This is a genomic window from Rhodococcus sp. 3258 (assembly GCF_031456475.1).
GTDB classification, from domain to species: domain Bacteria; phylum Actinomycetota; class Actinomycetes; order Mycobacteriales; family Mycobacteriaceae; genus Rhodococcoides; species Rhodococcoides fascians.
Genome location: NZ_JAVDUT010000005.1, coordinates 131,910 through 152,832, shown reverse-complemented (window position 1 = coordinate 152,832; position 20,923 = coordinate 131,910). Strand labels below are relative to the sequence as shown.

Sequence of the window (20,923 nt, the reverse complement as noted above, 5' to 3'; positions counted from 1 at the left end):
TCGCCTAGAAGCCGGGTAGTCCGAGGGAGCCGCCGCCGAGACCGCCTGCGAGGGGGCCGAGCTTCTCGCTCGCTACGTTCTGCGCTGCCTTCGACGCGTCGGCGATGGCACCGATCACCAGGTCCTGCAGTGTCTCGACGTCGTCGGGATCCACGATCTTGGGGTCGATGGTCAGTCCGACCACTTCGCCCGTTCCCTTGACGGTCGCCACGACGAGTCCGCCGCCGGCCTGACCGGTGACCTCGGTTTCGGCGATCTCCGCCTGTGCCGCCATCAGTTGCTGCTGCATCTGCTGAGCCTGCTGCAGAATCGAGGCCATGTCGGGCTGTTCACCGGGTTGCACTGTGCCGTCCTCTCGCGTGGGTCGAAGCGAGCTCCAGCGTAGTCGCACGGTGTCGGAAGACGTTCGGCCGCACGATCAGGTTCGACACTCGGCTGACGTTCCGTCAGTTCTGAGCCCACGTAGCCTGAGGGCATGAACGCGCCGGCGAGCTCGACCCCTCGCAAGCGCCGAGTGACTCCCGAAACCATGACCGAGGCGGGCATCGCCCTGACGCTGCCCAAGGTGACGGTGAAGTCGGTCGCCGACGCGCTGGGCGTATCGATCGTCGCGATCTACAACAACATCGACGGCCCGACCGCGCTCAAGGCCCTGGTCGCCGAGGAGATCCTGCGACGCTGGTCGCCGCCGCTCCCCGGAGACGACGAGTCGATGCACGACGCGTTGCTGGGACTCTCGTCCGCGTTGCGGGTGCTCGTACTCGAGAACCCGGGCATCGCCGAGTATCTGATCGGACTGACTCCCAGTTCCGTCGACGCGCTGCGCATGGCCGACACCGTGCAGACCCGATATCGAGTGCGCTACGAACTGACTTCCAAGCAGGCGACGTGGGCCGTCATCACCGTCAGCGAACATGCACTGGCGTTGGCGCAGATGGTGTACAACGCCGATCGCCGCGACCGTGAGTACGACGACGCGATCGCGGCGCGCACCGACCTCGACACCCTGCCGGGGGCCTACGACACGATCGACCGTGGACCCGACGGGATGTTTCTGTGGTCGATGCGCACCGTGGTGGTCGGCACGTTGGCGTTGATCGAAGAGCCGGATTTCGAGCGGGTCTAGATCAACTCGCGGCGCAGGTTGTCGAGGGTCGCGGCCTGGATCTTCTTCAATCCGAGGGGCGCGAACGTCTTCTCGAAGAATCCGCCGATTCCTCCGGCACCCGCCCACTCGGTCGTCGTGGTGACGACGGACCCGTTGCCTTCGGGGGCGACGGTCCAGGTGGTGACCATGGAGGAGTTGGCGTCGCGTTCGGTGATGGTCGAGCCGGAGACCGTGACGGAGGCGCTCACGTTGCGCACTCGCTTCTGGGTGGCCTGCAGGGTCCATTCGGCCACGGTGCCGTCGCCTTGTCCGCCCTGCACCACCCGGTAGTCGCGATACTGCTCGGGAAGGATGCGGGGCCGCACGGTTTCGTAGTCGGCGAGCGCGGCGAGCACCTGATCGGGTGTGGTGGCGATGGTGGCGGAACTGGATGCGCTGACCTGAGCCACGAGAACGTTCTCCTTCGAGTCGATTGGGGTTGCGTTCTCCATCCTGCCTCGCGTCGCTCCCGATGTCGGCACTGCCGCCGAGGGTGTGTGAGGTGGTTCACACACGATCAGTTGTCATCGAAAAACACATGCATGATGCAACCATTTGTCCGAATAGTTCTGTTTCAGCCGGCCGATTCCACAACAGTTGCGTGAAGTTTCACCGGACCGTCGGCAGCTTCGGTGGATACCGAGCAGTACGAGATATAGCGTCTACTCGTGGCTTCAGTGAATGCTCTTCTCGGACGACGGCCAGAACCGAGGGAGAGCGGTTACGCAGCGCATCGGTCGGGTGTCGAGAAGTTGCTTCGCAGCTATCGCGCAATACCGACCGACGCGACGGTGCGTCTGGCTAAGAAGACGTCCAACCTGTTTCGGGCCAGGACGACCTCGAAGACGCCGGGACTCGACGTCTCGGGATTGAGCAAGGTCGTCACCGTCGATGCCGCGGCTCGCACCGCCGACGTGGCGGGGATGTGCACGTACGAGGATCTGGTCGACGCGACGCTGCCCTACGGCCTCGCCCCTCTGGTCGTTCCGCAGCTCAAGACGATCACCCTCGGCGGCGCGGTCACCGGACTCGGCATCGAGTCGACGTCGTTCCGCAGCGGGCTTCCGCACGAGTCGGTACTCGAGATCGACGTCCTCACCGGTAGCGGCGAAATCCTCACGGCAACACCCGAGGGCGAACACTCGGACCTGTACTGGGGCTTTCCCAACTCGTACGGCACTCTCGGCTACTCGACGCGGCTGAAGATCGAACTCGAGCCGGTACTTCCGTTCGTTGCCCTGCGCCACTTGCGATTCCACGATCTGGACACGCTTCAAACGACGATGGACACCATCGTCGCTCGGCGTGAGTACGACGGCATCGACGTTCAGTACCTGGACGGCGTCGTCTTCAGCGCCGACGAAAGCTACCTCACTCTCGGGGTTCAGACCGACGAGCCCGGACCCGTCAGCGACTACACCGGTGCCGACATCTTCTACCGTTCGATCCAGCATTCGTCGGACACTCCGAAGACCGATCGGCTCACCATCCACGATTACCTGTGGCGCTGGGACACCGACTGGTTCTGGTGCTCGCGTGCGTTCGGAACCCAGAACCCCCGGATCCGACGCTTCTGGCCGCGCAAGTACCGGCGCAGCAGCTTCTACTGGAAGTTGATCGGCCTCGATCGCAAGTACGACATCGCCGATCGACTCGAGAAGCGCAAGGGAAATCCGCCGCGCGAACGCGTCGTACAGGACGTCGAGGTTCCCATCGAACACACCGCCGGATTCGTACGCTGGTTTCTCGACGAGATTCCGATCGAGCCGTTGTGGTTGTGCCCCTTGCGTCTTCGCGAACCGGCCGCCCCCGGAGCCGATCCGTCCCGGCCGTGGCCGCTGTACCCGCTCGAGCCCAAGCGCACCTACGTCAACATCGGCTTCTGGTCGTCGGTGCCGATCGTGCCCGGTCGACCCGAGGGTGCCGCGAACCGCGCCATCGAGAAGAAGGTCACCGAGTTCGAGGGGCATAAATCGCTGTACTCGGACGCTTACTACACCGAGGATGAATTCGCCGTTCTCTACGGCGGCGAGAAATACAGAGAACTGAAGAAGAAATACGATCCCGAATCCCGATTGCTGGATTTGTACTCGAAGGCGGTGCAGCGCAAATGACGACGTTCAAGGACTCCGGCAATCGCACGGTGAACGGGCCACAGAAACTCAAGATCTCCGAGATCCTCGAGCTGATCTCCGACGGCAACATTCCCCTGCGTTTCACCGCGTACGACGGCAGCGTGGCCGGCCCCGAGGATGCCAAGATCGGCCTCAACCTCAAGAGCCCACGCGGAACCACCTATCTCGCAACAGCTCCCGGCGATCTCGGCATGGCCCGCGCCTATGTCTCCGGCGACCTGGAGGCCACCGGTGTTCATCCCGGCGATCCCTACGAACTGCTCGCGCTGATGGGCGACGAGCTCCATTTCCGCCGCCCGTCGGCCATGACCTTGACCTCGATCGCTCGGTCGCTCGGCTGGGACGTGCTGCGTCCCATCGCTCCTCCACCCCAGGAGGCGATTCCGCGGTGGCGTCGCATCGCCGAAGGTCTGCGGCATTCCAAGACACGCGATGCCGAAGCGATCCACCACCACTACGACGTGTCCAACAGGTTCTACGAGATGGTCCTCGGTCCCTCGATGACGTACACCTGTGCGGCATTCGAGAACGTCGAGCAGTCTCTGGAGGCCGCGCAGGAGAACAAGTATCGGTTGGTGTTCGACAAACTGGGTCTGCAGCCCGGTGATCGCCTGCTCGACATCGGATGCGGCTGGGGTTCGATGGTGCGCTACGCAGCGCGACGCGGAGTTCAGGTCATCGGTGTGACTCTCTCGCAGGAGCAGGCCTCGTGGGCGCAGAAGGCCATCGAAGACGAGGGTCTTGCGGACCTCGCCGAGGTTCGCTTCTCCGATTACCGCGATGTGCCCGAGACGAATTTCGACGCGATCTCGTCGATCGGGCTGACCGAGCACATCGGTGTCGGCAACTACCCGGCGTACTTCACGTTCATCCAGTCCAAGCTGCGCGACGGTGGTCGGCTGCTCAACCACTCGATCACCCGACCCGACAACCGCGCGCACGCCAAGGCGGGCAGCTTCATCGACCGGTATGTCTTTCCCGACGGGGAGCTCACCGGATCGGGTCGCATCATCACCGAGATCCAGGACGTCGGACTCGAGGTCCGGCACGAGGAGAACCTGCGCGAGCACTACGCGCTGACCCTCGCCGGGTGGTGTCAGAACCTGGTGGACAACTGGGATGCGTGCGTCGCCGAGGCCGGCGAGGGCACCGCCCGTGTCTGGGGCCTCTACATGGCCGGGTCCCGTCTGGGATTCGAGCGCAATGTCGTTCAGCTGCACCAGGTTCTGGCGGTCAAGCTGGGACCGAAAGGTCAGGCCGACGTACCTCTGCGTCCGTGGTGGAACGGCTGAGCCTTGTGAGTGGAACTTCGTAGCAGGGGTCGAAGTTCCACTCACATGGGAGCTAGCGACCGGTCGCCCGCAGGATGACGCGGGCGGTTTCGGTCGGCTGGTCCCAGTGCGGGAAGTGTCCGCATTTGTCGAACCAATGCAGGGTGGCGTCGGGGAAACGCTGCATCGCCACCTCTGCCTGGCTGGGCGTCGTCACCTTGTCCTGACGACCCCAGCCGATGAGCAGCGACCCCTGCAGGGAACCTTTCGGGGCACCCTGCTGCTTCGGCCCGTGGATCAGCGCCTTGCGAGCGGCATCGAGCGAGGGTGAAGTCTTGGCAGAGAAGCCCTTCAGCTCCCGTTCGACCAGTCCGCTCGGCAGTTTCCACGGCGCGGACGAGAACTGCGCCAGTGCAGCGGTTCTGGTGATCGGGTTTCCGGCCAGGAAGGGCACCAGCGGCTGCGCCCGCTTCATCAACGCCAGCGATGCGGTGATGGTCGCCCCGAACACCTTGACCTGACGGTCGTTCCAGAAGCCACCCGGATCGAGTGCCACCGTCGACCCCCGGTGACCCCGTCGAGCCAATTCGACGACCATCCGCGCGCCCATGGAGCTGCCGACGAGATCGGCGTCGGACAATCCCTCGTTGTCGAGGTATTCACGCAGCTCATCGGTCAACGACGCGATGGACACGTCGGCCAGCGGCGGTGTCCGTCCGAACCCGGGGAGGTCGAGGGCGATGACCTCGCGGTGCTCCGCGAGTGCCGGGACGACCGGATCCCAGTTGCGGTGCGAGGACCCGAGCCCGTGGACGAGGACCAGCGGCGACCCGCTGCCAGTTCTGACGTTGTACATACCCGCGTCGTACCCGGAAACCGGAAACCTACACTTTCGGGCTGTAGTGCGACGGGTGCGAGCGACGCTGTGCCGGCGGCAGATTGCGGGCGGGCGTGTGCACCAGCGGAGCCGATGCCGGCCTGCGGCCCGCCACGCGATCCCATCCGGCTCGGGCGCGCGGATGGAGTCGGCGACGACGCGGCACCAGCCCGAACGCCAGGTTCACCGCCCTGCCGAACAGTGCGAACCGTCGTGCGTCCCGCTCCGACCAGGTGTACCCCAGCAGCTCCCGGACGAGCGGGTCGTAGAGCCCGACGGTGATCCAGACGAACAACGATGCCACCGGTCTGCGCAGCACGGCCCACACTCGTTCCGGCAGCCAGGAGGCATACGGCGGCGGGCCGAGCGCGGACAGATCCAGCACTCCACGTGCAGCCATGTTGTCTTCGAGCACGTGTGTGCACATGTGCTCCCAGTACTTCTGGAATTCGGCCCAGGTCTCGGGCACCGATCGCATGCTCATGCCGTAGAGCCGATACCACTGCACGTGCTCGTCGAACAATTGCACCTTCTGCGTTTCGGTCAGGCCGCCCATGAAGCAGTCGGCGGTGAGCACCGTGCCCATGAAGAATGTCGCGTGTGCCCAGTAGAAGGTGTCGGGATCGAGGGCGTGGTACGTGCGCCCTTTCGAGTCGATTCCCTTGATGTCGTTGTGGTAGCTGCGAACCTGGTGGGCTGTCTCCTCGGCGCGGTCGCCGTCGAACACCACTCCCCCGATCGGATACAGGGAGCGGTAGAGGCGCTGCCATCGCTCGTCGAAGAACGTCGAATGCTGTTCGACGCCCGCTCCGAGGCCCGGGTGCATGTTCTGCATCGACCCCGCCCACACGCCCTGCAGCATCCCGCGCCAGTCACCGAAGTACTTCCAGGTGAGCGAGTCGGGACCGAGTGGGACGGGTCGATCGAACTGACTACGCATGTTGTCAAAGTAGCCTCGACAACATGCGTAGTCAACAGTTGGAAGAGCGCAGATCCAAGCGATACGACGCGTTGCTCGATGCGGGGATCGAACTCCTCGGCGCGCAGGAGGGGCCTGCGGTCAACGTGCGCGCCGTGTGCCGCGCAGCCGGACTCACCGAGCGCTACTTCTACGAGAGCTTCACCGATCGCGACACGTTCGTTCGCGCGGTCTACGCCTGGGTAGGGGCCCGAGCGCAGGAGGCCCTGGAGAACGCCGTCGCCGGAGCATCACCGAAGGACGCCGTGGCCGCGCCCGTCCGGGCGTTCGTCGAAATCGTCGTCGACGAGCCTCGGATGGGACGAGTACTGCTGATCGCTCCGTTGGCCGAACCTGCACTGAGCCGACGCGGACTCGACCTGCTGCCCGGGTTCGTCGAACTGGTTCGTGCCCGGCTACCCGAGTCCGCCGACCGGCAGCTCGTCGCCGTCGGAACCGTCGGCGCGTTGACGGCGCTGTTCATCGGTTTTCTGGACGGCACCCTCGACGCCACTCGCGACGCTCTCGTCGCGCACTGTATTCGCATCCTCGAGCAGGCCGCCGTGCAAGGATGACGGCACCTACAGCCGAAGGAGCTCGTTCATGTCCGATCTCGACCAGTCGTTCGCCGATGCGCAGGTTGACGTCAAGAAGCTCACGTCCAAGCCGAGCAACGACGATCTGCTGCGCCTGTACTCGCTCTTCAAGCAAGGTTCGATCGGAGACGTGACGGGTAAGCGTCCCGGACGGCTGAACATGGTGAATCGGGCGAAGTTCGATGCCTGGGCGAAGCTCGAAGGTACGAGCCAGGATTCAGCGAAACAGCAGTACGTGGATTTGGTGACCGCGCTCCTCGCCGGCTGAGCCTTCGGGCTATTGTCGGTTTTCGGGGGTAACGCAACGAAGGGACCCGCATGAGACGCACCGACAGCGACGTCGACGAGGCCGAGCTCGATATCGAGAAGCCGAAAACCCATGCGGCAGGTGCCACCGCCGTTGCGGTGTCGATGAAGCGCGCGCTGGGACACATGGGTCCCAAGCGCACCGCGCAGACGCTCCTCAAGCTGAACCAGGCCGAGGGCTTCGACTGCATGAGCTGCGCGTGGCCCGATCCCGATCCGGGTCATCGGCACGCCGCCGAGTTCTGCGAGAACGGTGCCAAGGCCGTCGCCGAGGAGGCGACGACCACGCGAGCCACTCCGGAGTTCTTCGCGCAGCACAGCATTGCCGAGCTCGATGCGCACACCGAACACTGGTTGGGTCAGCAGGGCCGCATCACGCATCCGATGATCAAGCTCCCCGGCGGCAGCCACTACGAGCCCATCGAATGGGACGATGCGTTCCGTCTGATCGGCGACGAGTTGAAGAGCCTGGCCAGCCCGGACGAGGCCATCTTCTACACCTCGGGTCGTGCGTCCAACGAGTCCGCGTTCATCTACCAGTTGTTCGCTCGGTCGTTCGGCACCAACAACATGCCCGACTGCTCCAACATGTGTCACGAGTCGACGTCCATCGCGCTGCAGGAATCCATCGGCATCGGCAAGGCCAGCGTCACGCTCGACGACGTTCACAACGCCGAACTGATCATCCTGGCCGGCCAGAATCCCGGCACGAATCATCCGCGCATGCTCTCCGCCCTCGAGCTGGCGAAGCAGAACGGCGCAAAGATTCTGTCCATCAATCCCCTTCGCGAAGCGGGACTGCTGAACTTCAAGAACCCTCAGACCCCGCGCGGCATGGTCGGTCCCGGTACCGATCTGTCGGATCTGCACCTGCCGATCAAGCTCAACGGCGACCTCGCTCTGTTCCAGGCCCTCGGGGCGCTGTTGGTGAAGTGGGACGCCCTCGATCACGAATTCCTCGGCGAGTACACCGTCGGATTCGACGAGTGGAAGGCCCACGTTGCCGAGGTCGATTTCGATCTCGTCACCGAGGTCACCGGCCTGTCGATGCAGCAGATCACCGAGGCCGCCGAGATGCTGCGCGACTCCAAGGCCACCGTCTTCTGCTGGGCGATGGGTCTGACGCAGCATCGCAATGCCGTCGCCACCATCAAGGAAGTCACCAATCTAGCGTTCGCGCAAGGAAACATCGGTAAGGCCGGTGCCGGTTTGCTTCCCGTCCGTGGCCACTCGAACGTGCAGGGCGACCGAACGATGGGCATCTGGGAGCGCCCTCCGGTGGCCTTCCTCGACGCCATGGCGGCGGAGTTCGACTTCGAGCCGCCCCGTGAGCACGGCTTGGACACCGTCGACTCGATCCGCGCCATGCGCGACGGCAAGGCCCATTTCTTCCTCGGCCTCGGCGGCAACTTCGTACAGGCGACGCCCGACAGCGACGTCACGTTCGAGGCGCTGCGCAAGATGCGGATGACCGTGCAGATCTCCACGAAGATCAACCGTTCGCATCTCGTCTGCGGCGAGACCGCTCTCATTCTGCCGACCCTCGGACGCACCGAGAAGGACGTGCAAGCCAGTGGTGAGCAATGGATTTCGGTGGAGGACTCCACCTGCTCGGTGCACTCGTCACGAGGACCGCTGAAGCCCGCGAGCCCGTACCTGCGCTCGGAGGTCGCGATCGTCAGCGGAATCGCCGAGGCGACACTCGGCGACCGATACGGTCTCGACTGGAAGGGTTTCCGCGACGACTACCGCAACATCCGTACGCACATCTCGCGCGTCGTCGCCGGCTGCGAAGGGTACGAGGTCAATGTTCGACGCCCCGGCGGCTTCGTCCTTCCGCATCCCCCTCGCGACAGCAGGACGTTCGAAACCAAGAGCGGGAAAGGCGAATTCGCCGTTTCGCCGATCGACGTGCTGCAGGTTCCGCCCGGCCATCTGATTCTGCAGACGTTGCGCAGCCACGATCAGTTCAACACGACGATCTACGGCCTCAGCGATCGCTACCGCGGAATCGAGAACGGCCGACGCGTCATTTTTGTGCACCGAGAAGACATCTCGACGCTCGGCTTCCGCGACGGCGACATGGTCGATCTCGTCACCAAGTGGGACGACGACGACGTGGAACGGTGCGCGCCGTCGTTCCGCATCGTCGAGTACGACACCCCGCGTGGGTCGGCTGCTGCGTACTACCCCGAGACCAATCCGCTGATTCCGTTGGATTCGACTGCGCTGCAGAGCAACTGCCCTACCTCGAAATCGGTGATCATCTCGATGGTTCCGGCGGGAACAGGAGCGCAGGGCACGTCGAACGGGCATCAGGACAACGAGGGTTCGGACGAGGGGCACAAGTCGCACCCCCAGCCGCATCACCTGAGCTGAGCGGACTCAGCTGAACGATCGAACCAGGGTCGCTGCGTCGGTGAACTGATGTCGCATCAGTTCACCGGCGGCCCGGTGATCCGCTCGACGCATCGCCTCGATCAATTCCTCGTGGCCGCGTACCGCCCGTCGTCCCCAGTCGGTGTCCGACGCATGCAGATGCGTCGGGGTGTACTTGACGGCACCGAGCAGAAACCACGCCAACGTGGTGCCGCCTGCGATCTTGTTGATGGCGCGGTGAAACTCGAACTCGCACCGTTCGACGGCATCGGCGGCGGCGCGTGTAACGGCGTCGCGTAGGTCGTCGTTGAGGGTGGTCAACTGCTGGAGATGCTCCGCCGTCACCCGGCGGGATGCGCGCTCGGCCAGGGCCGCGGCGATCGTGCCCTGCAACCAGAAGATGTCGTCGATGTCCTGCTGTGTCAGTTCGACGACGCGATAGCCCCGATGCGGGACCGATTCGAGCAGCCCTTCGCCGCGCAGCGACACCAGCGCCTCGCGTACCGGGGTGGCACTGACTCCCAACTCGGCTGCGGTCTCGTCGATGCGGACGAACGTCCCCGGCTTCAGCGCACCGGCGACGATCCTGCGACGAATGTTCACGGCGACATCCTCGGACAACTGCGGACGTCGCGGAATCGGCTGTTTCGATGATGCCGTGCGCGTGAGATCGAGGCTCATTCCACATCTCCTGCACAGCGGGGCGGCGGGGGTTGTTGCAACGGTGACGGACGCATAGTGTGTCCTGGACAACATTGAATCACATCAAATATATGTGATGCGATCTGCTGGAGGATAGAGCCCGTGACGGACCAGATCGAACGAACGAACGAGAGCACCTTCGAAAGCCTCGATCCCAGAACGGGTCTCGCACTCGCCACGTACCCGATCGCCGACGCCGCCGAGGTCGAGATCGCCGTGGCCCGCGCCCGCTCGGCCGCCCGGTGGTGGGACGCGCAGGGATTCGAGGGCCGCAAGCGGTGGCTCCTCGAATTCAAGACCGCGATCGCCCGCGACGCCGCGAGCCTCGCCGCCGTCATCGCCGCCGAAACCGGCAAGCCGGACGAGGACTCCCTGCTGGAAGTCATGTTGGGCGTCGAACACATCGATTGGGCGGCGCGTCACGCCGGCAAGACCCTGAAACAGCGCAGGGTCGGATCGGGTCTGCTCGCCATCAACCAGAAGGCCTACGTCAGCTACCGCCCGTTCGGCGTCGTCGGCGTCATCGGGCCGTGGAACTACCCGCTGTACACGCCGATGGGGTCGATCGCGTACGCCCTCGCCGCAGGCAACACCGTCGTCTTCAAGCCCAGCGAACTCACCCCGGGTGTCGGGGTCTGGTTGGCCGAGAAGTGGCAGTCGCTCGCCGCTCCCCACCCGGTGTTCCAGACGATCACCGGCGACGGTTCCACCGGCACTGCCCTGGTCGAAGCCGGCGTCGACAAGATTGCATTCACCGGCTCGACCGCGACGGCCAAGAAAGTCATGGCCACGTGCGCGAAATCGTTGACGCCGTTGATCGCCGAGTGCGGCGGTAAGGACGCGATGCTCATCGACGCCGACGCCGATATCTCTGCGGCCGTGGAGTTCGCGACGTTCGGCGCGATGGGCAATGCCGGGCAGACCTGCGCCGGAGTCGAACGTATCTACGTCGCCGCCCCGGTGTACGACCGGTTCGTCGCCGAATTCACCAGGGCGGTCAAGGAATTGAAGCCCGGTGGATCGAAGACCTCGTCCTACGGCCCGATGACGCTGGGCAAGCAGAGCGACATCGTCCGCGCCCAGATCGAGGATGCGTTGGCCAAGGGCGGCACCGCAGTGGTGGGAGGTCTCGACTCACTGCACGGGCCGTACATCGACCCCGTCGTCCTCACCGACGTTCCCGAGGATTCGACCGCGATCACCGAGGAGACGTTCGGGCCCACCGTCGTCGTCAACAAGGTCCGCGACCTGGACGAGGCCATCGCCCGCGCCAACGCGTCCTCCTACGGTCTGGGTGCATCGGTGTTCACCAAGGACACCGCGGTCGGGCGACGCGCCGCCGAGAAGCTCGATTGTGGTGTCGTGACGGTCAATTCGGTGCTGGGCTTCGCCGGCGTGCCGGCGTTGCCGTTCGGCGGAACGGGCGACTCGGGCTTCGGCCGCATTCACGGCGACGACGGCCTTCGCGAATTCAGCACCGTCAAATCACTGACCGTGCAGGGCTTCGCGGCACCGATCGATCTGTTGACGATGAAGCGCAAAGCCCGGAACATGAAGCTCTCGGTGCTGGCGCTCAAACTCCGCCACGGACGAGGCTGACCATGGACATCGCGCCGGGTCGGGGTCGATACGGGTGGTTGCGCCGCGTCGAGGAACTCGACCCGGTCCGCGACTGTCACACCATTCACCGGATCACCGCGGGGTACGAGTTCCCCTGGGATTATCAGCGGGCCCTCGAATTCGCCTTGTTCCGAACCTATTGCGTGCCGACGATCTCCGCTCTGCTGGCCCGGACCGGCGAGTTCGAGAAGCGACCGCAGAAGCGGTACGACGACACCTCGCTGCTGATGTCGGAAATGGTCGAACACGGATACGACTCCGAACGAGGTCGCGAATCGTTGCGGACGGTCAATCGAATGCACGCGCAGTACGACATCTGCAACGACGACATGCTGTACGTGCTCACGACGTTCATCTACGAGCCCATCGAATGGATCGACACCTACGGGTGGCGTCGCCTGCATCCCCACGAGCGGCTCGCGACCTTCCACTTCTACAGCGAAGTGGGTAAACGCATGGGCATCAAGGACATTCCGGAGTCGTACACCGAGTTCGCACAGTTCAAGCTCGATTACGAAGAACGCACGTTCCGCTTCGGCGAGGACAACCGTCGCATCGGCACCTACACACTCGATCTCTACTGCTCGTGGTTTCCCGCCGCGCTCACCCCGGCCGTCCGGCAGGGCGTGTTCGCGTTGCTCGACGATCGGATGGCGAACGCATTCGGCTTTCCCGCGGGCTCACCCACGCTGGAACGGGCCGCGGTGCGGGCGCTGCGGACCAAGGCCCGCGTGGAGCGTTTCCTGCCCACGAGAAAACACTCACGCACGACAGCCGACGCAGGCAACAAGACCTACCCCGGCTATCCCGTCGGGTACAGCCCGCGAGATCTGGGCACCCAGGCCGCATCACCGATTCGCGGTTGTCCGGTAGCGACGACGTAACTGCGCACTCGACGGGTCAGAGTCCGTCCACCCACCGGCCGAACGCATCGCGAAACTCCCCCGAGAGCGGCAGCGGTGCCAAGGCGGTGTTCGGATCGGCGGGCAGCGGGCCGAGCTCGCCCAGCATGTGCGAGCTGTTGGCGAAGCGCGCGAAGTGCAGGTCGGTGTGTCCCAGGGCCACTCGCACGTTCTCGACCTGGCCGCAGGACACGTTCAGGTCCTTGTCCGAGCAGGTCAGGAACGAGGAGTACGAGTCCGGTAGCGCGGCAGCCAGATCCGCCGGGTCCGTGGCATCCGCTTCCCGCAGGAAGGTGGCGCTCTGCCGCAGTCCCAGACCGTCGACGATCGGGTCGGGCTCCGCGGACAGCGGTTGTCCCGCGCGAATATCGGCGACGGCCTGGGCGAAGCGATCCCGCGACGACGCGGCCTGCTCCTCGGTGAACTGGCCGACCGCCACGGCCTCGCCGATGTTGCGATCGACCTGCGCGGTCAACAGATCCAGGTAGCGGATGGACAACGGCTCGAGCAGGCCGACATGGGTGAACGCCGCGCTGTCGGCATCAGCCAGGCGCAGCGCCGTCAGTGCGCCCTCGCTGTGCCCGATCACCGTCGTGCGATCCGCCCCGACACCGGTGCGCTGCTGCAGGAAAGCCAGTGCGTCCGCAGCATTGTCGACCTGCGCATCGAAGCCGGGCGGATTGTTCGGATCCACCCCGGCCAGGCCGGTGCGGCCGCTCCCGAGCTTGTCGAAACGCAGGCTCGCAATACCGCGTCGCGACAGCTCGTCGGCGACGTATGCGGTCGTATTCAGCTGCAGATCACCCGAGTTCCCGTTGCGGTCGGTCGGCCCGCTGCCCGGCAGCACCAATGCCACGCCGCGGGTGTCGCCGACCGGCATGCGAAGGCTGCCGTAGAAGGTGATGCCACCGGACTCGAAGCCGACCTCCGAATCGAGCGCGTCGTCGGGTGACCACGGAACGTTGATCGGAGCAGCGGCCGCGGTACCCGCGCCGACGAGCAGGAGCATCGACGCGGCCAGTCCGGCCAGCAGTCCTCGGGTGCGCATCATGCCGCCAGAATAACAATCCGACCGACCGTTCGGATACGGCGTCACTGGCCGTAGCGCCCACGGCACGACGCTCGCGTCGCCCATCGAAAACGCACGCGACCGCTCCCGACCGGGCCGGCTCGAGGCGTCGAACACCCAGCACACACCGGCTCCGGAAGGCCGAAGTGCTGGTCGGGGCACACCCCGAATCGGATAGGACGTAGCCTGGCGAGGGAGGTTCGGTGGTTCGACCGTGAATGACACCCGTGTTGTTCGGTTAGATTGGAAGAGCCACCAGGCACGATGCAAGAGGGTCGAGACCTGTCAACGAGCGACGGGTCACCACAATCGAGGAGAACAGGCCATGGCTTTACCAGTATTGACACCGGAACAGCGCACCGCGGCGCTGGCCAAGGCGGCCGAGGCACGCACTGCGCGGTCGAAGCTGCTCGCATCCGTCAAGTCCGGCGAACTGAGCGTCGCTGACGTCCTCGCCAAGGCGGAGAACGACGAGATCGTCAAGAAGACCAAGGTGTCCGCGCTGATCAAGGCCCTGCCGGGCGTTGGATCCGTGCGCGCCGCACAGCTTCTCGAGCAGCTGTCCATCGCAGATACGCGCCGCATCGGCGGCCTCGGCGCAAACCAGCGCGAAGCGCTGCTCGCTGCCGTCGCATCCTGATTCACATTTTCACGGGTCGTTCCTGCAGGCTCCACGCCTGATCCTGCGATAACGCGTTGCCTGCAGGGCTAGCATTTCGACCATGAACGTCGAAGTGACCCTGCTGCCCGGAATCGGGGTGCGGAAAGATTTTGCCCTCGCTTCCGGGCGCCGCATCGGCGTCATCACCCGCAAGGACGGCGCGAACGAGTTGATCGTTTCGCGCAAGGACGACCCCGATGCGACGCAGGCGTCCATCACCCTGAGCAATGAGGAAGCGGCGGCCCTGGGCAATCTGCTCGGGTCGCCGCAACTCATTGCTCAGCTCGGGGAAGAGCATCGCGACCTCCCCGGAATCAACACTCGTCAACTCCCCATTCGCGCGAATTCACGGTTCGTCAGCCGCACACTCGGCGACACCGCCATGCGCACCAAGACCGGAGTATCCGTCGTCGCTGTCATGCGCGCCGGCCAGGTACAACCGTCACCCACCCCCGACTTCACGCTCGCCGCAGGTGACCTGCTGGTCGCCGTCGGCACCGCGGACGGACTGGACGCAGCAGCCAAGTTGCTCGGCAATGCCTGAGATCAGTCGGGGCTGACCCGTGGCCGAGAGCGCGCTCGCCCTCACCGAGCTGGGTGCCGTGTTCTTCGTTCTCGGACTTCTCGCTCGTCTCGCCGGCCGGATCGGCGTCTCCCCCATCCCGTTCTACCTGCTCGGCGGGCTGGCCTTCGGCAACGGCGGATTCGTCAACCTCGGCGGCATCGACGAGTTCAGCGAAATCGCCAGCGAAATCGGCGTCATCCTGCTGTTGCTGCTGCTCGGCCTCGAATACACCGCAACGGAGCTCGTCACCGGCCTGCGTCGATCGTGGATGGCCGGTCTGGTCGACATCGTCCTCAACTTCGCGCCCGGTGCCGTCGTCGCGCTGCTGCTCGGCTGGGGCGGAGTCGGGGCGCTCGTGATGGGCGGCGTCACGTACATCTCGTCGTCGGGCATCATCGCCAAAGTACTCACCGACCTGGGCCGACTGGGAAACCGCGAAACCCCCGTCGTACTGTCGATCCTGGTGTTCGAAGACCTCGCGATGGCCATCTACCTCCCGATCCTCACCGCCGTCCTGAGCGGAGTCAGCTTCCTCGGCGGACTCGAAGCCCTCGGCATCTCACTGTTCGTCATCACCTTCGTGTTGGTCGTCGCGCTGAAATACGGCAGATTCGTCTCGGCGATCGTCGACAGTCCCGACCGCGAAATCGTCCTGCTCAAAGTCCTCGGATCCGCCCTGCTGGTGGCCGGCATCGCGTCGGAACTGCAAGTCTCGGCGGCCGTCGGCGCGTTCCTTCTGGGAATCGCGATCTCCGGCTCGACGGCCGACAACGCGACCCGCGTCCTCGAACCCCTACGAGACCTGTTCGCCGCGATGTTCTTCGTCGTGTTCGGCCTGGGCACCGACCCGTCGACCATCCCGCCCGTGTTGGGCTGGGCCGTCGTACTCGCCGTCACCACCGCCGCTACCAAGATCGCGACGGGCTGGTGGGCAGCAGGTCGGCAGGGAATCGGCAGGCCGGGACGACTACGCGCCGGTGCGGCTCTGGTGGCGCGCGGAGAGTTCTCCATCGTCATCGCCGGACTGGCCGTCGCCGCGGGAGCTGTCGAAGGCGAACTGGCGGCCCTGGCGACGGCGTACGTGCTGCTGATGGCCATCCTGGGGCCGATTGCTGCCCGCGTCGTCGAACCCGTCGCGAAGGTTGTGCTCCGGACCAAGCCCGCGGTGTGATTGGCTTTTCGACATGGCAGACAAGCGGACGGCTCTGAGGCGACGGCCGCAGTTGTCCGAGGAAGTCGCCAGCCACGTCCGGCACCTGGTGATGTCCGGAGAGGTGAGTCCGGGAGACTTCATCCGGCTCGACGAGACCGCAGCCCAGCTGGGCGTCAGCGTCACCCCGGTGCGTGAGGCGCTACTGACCTTGCGTGGTGAGGGCATCGTCGAGCTCGTCCCCCACCGCGGCTATGTGGTGTCTGCGCTGACGCCGAGCGACATCGTCGACATCTTCTGGCTGCAGGGTGAGATCGCGGTCGAACTCGTGCGCCGGGCGGCACCGAAGATCACCGAGGTCGAACTCGACAGGCTCGCCGAGCTGACCGCTGCCCTGTCGGTCGCCGTCGAGAACGGCCGGGCCGAGGACGTCGAGAATATCGAGTTCGAGTTCCATCGCGTGCTGAACCGTCTGGCCGAGTCGTCCAAATTGGCGTGGTTTCTCAACAACGCCACCCGCTACACCCCCACTCGTCTGTACGCCACCGACCGTGACTGGGGCCGAGCAGCCGTGCGCAATCACGAGGATCTGATCGCGGCCCTGATTCGAAACGACATCGACGCCGCCTGCGAATTGATGAAGCAACAATTCACAGACGGCGCCGAGAGGTTGATCGCGCATCGCGGGTGAGAGCGCTACGCGCACGTGAGTGGAAACTCGTAGCCTGCTACGCGTTTCCACTCACATGGGGTCAGCGCAGCGAGGCCGGAACCTGGAAGCGCTCTCCGTACTTCTTGGCCAATTCGTCCGCGCGAGCGACGAATCCGGCCTGACCACCCGGGTAGCCGACGACGTACTGGTGCACGCCACCCGTCCACGCCGGGAAGCCGATGCCGAAGATCGAACCGATGTTGGCGTCGGCGGTGGTGTTCAGGACACCCTCGTCGAAGCACTTCTGCGTCTCGATGGCCTCGATGAACAGCATGCGTTCCTTGAGGTCCTCGAACGGGATGTCCGCCGAACCCGACTTGAACGCATCACGCAGTCCAGGCCACAGGCCGGCGCGCTTACCGTCTTCGTACTCGTAGAAGCCAGCGCCCTTGGCCTTCGACGGACGCTCGAACTCGTCGACCATCTTGTCGATGACCTCGCCGGCCGGATCCTCGGGAGGGGTTCCACCGGCAGCCTTGATGGCGTCGTAGGTTTCCTTGCGGATTTTCTGCATCAGGTTGAGCGTGAGCTCGTCCGAAAGCTGCAGTGGCGCAGCCGGGTATCCGGCCTGCAGACCGGCCTGCTCGATGGTCGACGGCTCGACGCCCTCGCCCAGCATCGCGATGGCCTCGTTGATGAACGTACCGATCACGCGAGAGGTGAAGAATCCACGACTGTCGTTGACGACGATCGGGGTCTTCTTGATGAGCTGCACCAGGTCGAATGCCTTGGCCAAGGCTGCATCCGACGTCTTCTCGCCGCGGATGATCTCCACCAGCGGCATCTTGTCGACGGGTGAGAAGAAGTGGATGCCGATGAAGTCTTCCTGACGCTTGATGCCCTGAGCGAGGCTCGTGATGGGCAGCGTCGAGGTGTTGGAACCGAGCAGCGCCGTCGGATCGACGAGGTCCTCGATCTCCTGGAAGACCTTCTGCTTCAACTCTTCCGACTCGAAGACGGCCTCGATGACGAGGTCGGCACCTTCGACGTCCTTGGCATCGGCGGTCGGGTGGATGCGTGCGAGCAGAGCGTCCGACTTCTCCTGGGTGGTCTTGCCACGCGAGAGTGCCTTGGCCTCGATGGCCTCGGAGTACGCCTTGCCCTTCTGCGCCGACTCGATGGCAACGTCCTTGAGCACCACGTCGATTCCGGCCTTGGCACACACGTACGCGATGCCCGCGCCCATCATGCCTGCGCCGAGAACCGCGACCTTGGTGAAGGTGGTCTTCTCGATGCCGTCGGGACGAGACTTGCCGGCGTTGATCGCCTGCAGGTCGAAGAAGAACGCCTGAATCATGTTCTTGGACACCAGACCGGTGACCAACTCGGTGAAGTACCGCGACTCGATGGTGCACGCATTGTCGAAGTCGACCTGCGCACCCTCCACTGCCGCAGCGAGAATCGCGCGCGGAGCCGGCATCGGTGCGCCCTTGATCTGCTTGCGCAGGTTGGACGGGAAAGCAGGCAGGATCTGCGCGAGCTTCGGGTTCGACGGCGTGCCGCCGGGGATCTTGTAACCCTTGACGTCCCACGGTGCGACGCCACCCTCGGGGTTGGCCTTGATCCATGCCTTGGCGGTGGGCACCAATTCGTCGATACTGCCGACCAATTCGTGCACCAGACCGATTTCGAGAGCCTTGGCCGGACGGAACCGAGTGCCCTGAGCGAGGACCGTCATGAAGCCGGTCTGAATGCCGAGCAGTCGCGTGATGCGGGCAACGCCGCCGCCGCCGGGCAGGAGACCGAGCGAGACCTCGGGCAGACCGATCTGCACGCCGGGAACATCGGCCGCGATGCGGTGATGCGTCGCGAGCGCGATCTCGAGTCCGCCGCCGAGTGCCGCGCCGTTGATGGCGGACACGACCGGCTTACCGAGCTTCTCGAGCCGACGCAGCTGTCCCTTGACTTCCTGGACCTCGTCGAACACCCGCTGGGCGTCCTCGGGCTTGGCTTCGATGAGGGTGTGCAGATCACCGCCGGCGAAGAACGTCTTCTTGGCGGAGGTCAGCACGACTCCGGTGATGCTGTCCTTCTCGGCCTCGAGGCGGTCGACCGTCGCGCCCATCGAGTCCTTGTACAGCTGGTTCATCGTGTTGGCGCCCTGGTTGGGGTCGTCCATCGTCAGAACGACGATGCCGTCGGCGTCCTGGTCCCACTGAATCATGTTGTCAGACATCGTTCTACCTCAGACTCGCTCGATGATGGTGGCAACGCCCATGCCGCCGCCGATGCACAGGGTGATCAAGGCGTACCGGCCGCCGCGGCGCTCGAGCTCGTCGAGCACGGTGCCGGTGATCATGGCTCCGGTGGCACCGAGCGGGTGGCCCATGGCGATCGCGCCGCCGTTGACGTTGAGCTTCTCGTTCGGGATCTTCAGATCCTTCTGGAAACGCAGCACCACGGAAGCGAACGCCTCGTTGAGCTCGAACAGATCGATGTCGTCGACGGTCAGTCCTGCTGTGGCGAGAACCTTCTTCGACGCCGGGGTCGGTCCGGTCAGCATGATGGTCGTGTCGGCGCCACTGGTGGCCGTCGCGACGATGCGGGCGCGCGGGACCATGTTCAGGTCCTTGCCCGCCTGCTCGCTGCCGACGAGGACGAGGGCTGCGCCGTCGACGATGCCGGAGCTGTTTCCGCCGGTGTGGACGTGATCGATCTTCTCGATCCAGTGGTACTTCTGCAGCGCCACGTCGTCGAACCCGCCCATGGCCGCGATACCGGTGAATGCCGGGTTCAGCTTGCCGAGCGACTCGACGGTGCTGCCCGGACGCATGTGCTCGTCCTGATCGAGGATCAGCAGACCGTTCTGGTCGGTGACCGGAACGACGGACTTGGCGAAGTAACCACCGGACCACGCCGCTGCGGCGCGCTCCTGGGACTGGACGGCATACGCGTCGACGTCCTCGCGGGTGAATCCTTCGATGGTGGCGATCAGGTCGGCACCGATGCCCTGCGGGGCGAAGTAGGTGTCGTAGTTGGTGGCCGGGTCCATGGCCCATGCGCCGCCGTCACTGCCCATCGGCACGCGAGACATCGACTCGACGCCGCCGGCAACGACCAGTTCGTCCCAGCCCGAGCGCACCTTCTGCGCGGCCAGGTTGACGGCCTCGAGGCCCGACGCGCAGAAGCGGTTGAGCTGGAAGCCGCCGACGGTGTCGGGCATCTTGGCTGCGAGCACGGCCGTGCGGGCGATGTCGGCACCCTGATCTCCGACGGGCGAGACCACGCCCAGGATGAGGTCGGAGATTCGGTTCTCGTCCATGTCGGGGAAACGTCGACGAAGCTCGTCGATCAGCCCGGTCACCAAGGAAATCGGCTTCACCGAATGCAGGGAGCCGTTCTTTCCTTTACCTCGGGGAGTCCTGATGGCCTCGTAAATGAATGCCTCTGTAGTCACAGCGCGCAGTTCCTTCCACATACTCGATCTTGTCGCGATCGCCGTGCCGGCCGATCGCGTCGGTGCGAGGCCATGACAGACCTCAGCTCATGCCACAGTAAGTTGGCATACCGATCCGACATAAGGACCGAAACGAGCGTTTCGCATGACCCACGATGCGGTTCAGGTTTGAACGACCCCGTCATGGGAAATTACGATGCGTCAGATCGACCGAAGGCGAAAGAAGACCGACCATGGAAACCGACAACGAACCGACCGTGGGCGCTCGCGTCAAGGTACGCACTCGCAACGACGACAAGTCCGGAGCCGACAGTTCTGGATCCGACTCCTACGAGACCGGCGCGATCGTCGACGACTTCGGAGTCCAAGCGACCGACAGCACCTCGCGGGACTGGGCCGTCGCCAAGCGTTGGGCCGTCGCTCTCGACAGCGGCCGATTGGTATTCGTCGACACCGACGACCTCACGCTTGCTTGA

The 20,923-nt window shown here is 64.7% G+C and carries 21 protein-coding genes; 13 read left to right on the top strand and 8 right to left on the bottom strand.

What is annotated here, in order from left to right:
- Positions 1-4 precede the first annotated feature (4 nt).
- Positions 5-343 carry a YbaB/EbfC family nucleoid-associated protein gene (locus tag J2X62_RS16880; protein WP_027494533.1) on the bottom strand — a complete coding sequence of 113 codons (339 nt, stop codon included), beginning with the start codon at positions 341-343 and terminating at the stop codon, positions 5-7.
- 132 nt (positions 344-475) lie between these two features.
- Here J2X62_RS16880 and J2X62_RS16875 point away from each other — a divergent pair, with 132 nt between their 5' ends.
- Complete coding sequence (locus J2X62_RS16875; RefSeq protein WP_167328505.1) at positions 476-1,126, top strand: hypothetical protein; 651 nt, start codon at positions 476-478, stop codon at positions 1,124-1,126.
- On the opposite strand, the gene J2X62_RS16870 is transcribed toward J2X62_RS16875, so the two are convergent.
- Positions 1,123-1,557, bottom strand: a complete 435-nt coding sequence (locus tag J2X62_RS16870; RefSeq protein WP_032392970.1) for an SRPBCC family protein — start codon at positions 1,555-1,557, stop codon at positions 1,123-1,125. The two genes, J2X62_RS16875 and J2X62_RS16870, sit on opposite strands and share 4 nt — an antisense overlap.
- 258 nt (positions 1,558-1,815) lie before the next feature.
- On the opposite strand from J2X62_RS16870, the gene J2X62_RS16865 reads away from it, so the two are divergent.
- Positions 1,816-3,261: an FAD-binding oxidoreductase gene (locus J2X62_RS16865; RefSeq protein WP_052053649.1), complete on the top strand. Its 1,446-nt coding sequence runs from the start codon at positions 1,816-1,818 to the stop codon at positions 3,259-3,261.
- Entirely contained in the window at positions 3,258-4,574 is a 1,317-nt protein-coding gene (locus tag J2X62_RS16860; RefSeq protein ID WP_027494537.1) for a class I SAM-dependent methyltransferase, read from the top strand. The genes J2X62_RS16865 and J2X62_RS16860 overlap by 4 nt, the downstream gene beginning before the upstream one ends.
- Before the next feature lie 52 nt (positions 4,575-4,626).
- Here J2X62_RS16860 and J2X62_RS16855 read toward each other — a convergent pair whose 3' ends face one another.
- Positions 4,627-5,409: an alpha/beta fold hydrolase gene (locus J2X62_RS16855; protein WP_222060906.1), complete on the bottom strand. Its 783-nt coding sequence runs from the start codon at positions 5,407-5,409 to the stop codon at positions 4,627-4,629.
- Between the two features lie 28 nt (positions 5,410-5,437).
- Positions 5,438-6,370 carry an oxygenase MpaB family protein gene (locus tag J2X62_RS16850; RefSeq protein WP_310182062.1) on the bottom strand — a complete coding sequence of 311 codons (933 nt, stop codon included), beginning with the start codon at positions 6,368-6,370 and terminating at the stop codon, positions 5,438-5,440.
- Positions 6,371-6,393: 23 nt separating this feature from the next.
- Here J2X62_RS16850 and J2X62_RS16845 point away from each other — a divergent pair, with 23 nt between their 5' ends.
- The 3 genes from J2X62_RS16845 to J2X62_RS16835 are packed head-to-tail and all read left to right on the top strand — an operon-like array spanning position 6,394 to position 9,669.
- Positions 6,394-6,963 (top strand): TetR/AcrR family transcriptional regulator, encoded by a 570-nt coding sequence (locus tag J2X62_RS16845; RefSeq protein ID WP_032364581.1) that lies wholly within the window; start codon positions 6,394-6,396, stop codon positions 6,961-6,963.
- A 28-nt stretch (positions 6,964-6,991) separates the two neighbouring features.
- Positions 6,992-7,252 (top strand): acyl-CoA-binding protein, encoded by a 261-nt coding sequence (locus J2X62_RS16840; protein ID WP_310182060.1) that lies wholly within the window; start codon positions 6,992-6,994, stop codon positions 7,250-7,252.
- Between the two features lie 50 nt (positions 7,253-7,302).
- A complete protein-coding gene (locus J2X62_RS16835; protein ID WP_027494542.1) occupies positions 7,303-9,669 on the top strand; it encodes an FdhF/YdeP family oxidoreductase in 2,367 nt (788 codons plus the stop codon).
- A gap of 6 nt (positions 9,670-9,675) precedes the next feature.
- On the opposite strand, the gene J2X62_RS16830 is transcribed toward J2X62_RS16835, so the two are convergent.
- Positions 9,676-10,350, bottom strand: a complete 675-nt coding sequence (locus J2X62_RS16830) for a GntR family transcriptional regulator (protein ID WP_027494543.1) — start codon at positions 10,348-10,350, stop codon at positions 9,676-9,678.
- Positions 10,351-10,452: 102 nt separating this feature from the next.
- Between J2X62_RS16830 and J2X62_RS16825 the strand changes: the two genes are divergently transcribed.
- Positions 10,453-11,970: an aldehyde dehydrogenase family protein gene (locus J2X62_RS16825; protein WP_371832744.1), complete on the top strand. Its 1,518-nt coding sequence runs from the start codon at positions 10,453-10,455 to the stop codon at positions 11,968-11,970.
- 2 nt (positions 11,971-11,972) lie between these two features.
- Positions 11,973-12,875 (top strand): oxygenase MpaB family protein, encoded by a 903-nt coding sequence (locus tag J2X62_RS16820; protein WP_057472549.1) that lies wholly within the window; start codon positions 11,973-11,975, stop codon positions 12,873-12,875.
- 16 nt (positions 12,876-12,891) lie between these two features.
- On the opposite strand, the gene J2X62_RS16815 is transcribed toward J2X62_RS16820, so the two are convergent.
- Positions 12,892-13,944, bottom strand: a complete 1,053-nt coding sequence (locus tag J2X62_RS16815; protein ID WP_057472548.1) for an alpha/beta hydrolase — start codon at positions 13,942-13,944, stop codon at positions 12,892-12,894.
- Between the two features lie 343 nt (positions 13,945-14,287).
- Here J2X62_RS16815 and mihF point away from each other — a divergent pair, with 343 nt between their 5' ends.
- The 4 genes from mihF (at position 14,288) to J2X62_RS16795 (ending at position 17,029) form a co-directional block, all read left to right on the top strand.
- Positions 14,288-14,602, top strand: a complete 315-nt coding sequence (mihF, locus tag J2X62_RS16810; RefSeq protein WP_008712632.1) for an integration host factor, actinobacterial type — start codon at positions 14,288-14,290, stop codon at positions 14,600-14,602.
- Between the two features lie 82 nt (positions 14,603-14,684).
- Positions 14,685-15,167: a cation:proton antiporter regulatory subunit gene (locus J2X62_RS16805; RefSeq protein WP_027494547.1), complete on the top strand. Its 483-nt coding sequence runs from the start codon at positions 14,685-14,687 to the stop codon at positions 15,165-15,167.
- Positions 15,168-15,186: 19 nt separating this feature from the next.
- Positions 15,187-16,359 (top strand): cation:proton antiporter, encoded by a 1,173-nt coding sequence (locus J2X62_RS16800; protein ID WP_027494548.1) that lies wholly within the window; start codon positions 15,187-15,189, stop codon positions 16,357-16,359.
- Between the two features lie 13 nt (positions 16,360-16,372).
- Entirely contained in the window at positions 16,373-17,029 is a 657-nt protein-coding gene (locus J2X62_RS16795) for a GntR family transcriptional regulator (RefSeq protein WP_052063059.1), read from the top strand.
- A 61-nt stretch (positions 17,030-17,090) separates the two neighbouring features.
- Here J2X62_RS16795 and J2X62_RS16790 read toward each other — a convergent pair whose 3' ends face one another.
- Together J2X62_RS16790 and J2X62_RS16785 are read right to left on the bottom strand one after the other, a co-directional pair.
- On the bottom strand, positions 17,091-19,226 hold the full coding sequence (locus J2X62_RS16790) for a 3-hydroxyacyl-CoA dehydrogenase NAD-binding domain-containing protein (protein ID WP_032399301.1): 2,136 nt from the start codon (positions 19,224-19,226) through the stop codon (positions 17,091-17,093).
- A gap of 9 nt (positions 19,227-19,235) precedes the next feature.
- A complete protein-coding gene (locus tag J2X62_RS16785; RefSeq protein ID WP_027494551.1) occupies positions 19,236-20,447 on the bottom strand; it encodes an acetyl-CoA C-acetyltransferase in 1,212 nt (403 codons plus the stop codon).
- 233 nt (positions 20,448-20,680) lie between these two features.
- On the opposite strand from J2X62_RS16785, the gene J2X62_RS16780 reads away from it, so the two are divergent.
- A complete protein-coding gene (locus tag J2X62_RS16780) occupies positions 20,681-20,923 on the top strand; it encodes a hypothetical protein (RefSeq protein WP_201010587.1) in 243 nt (80 codons plus the stop codon).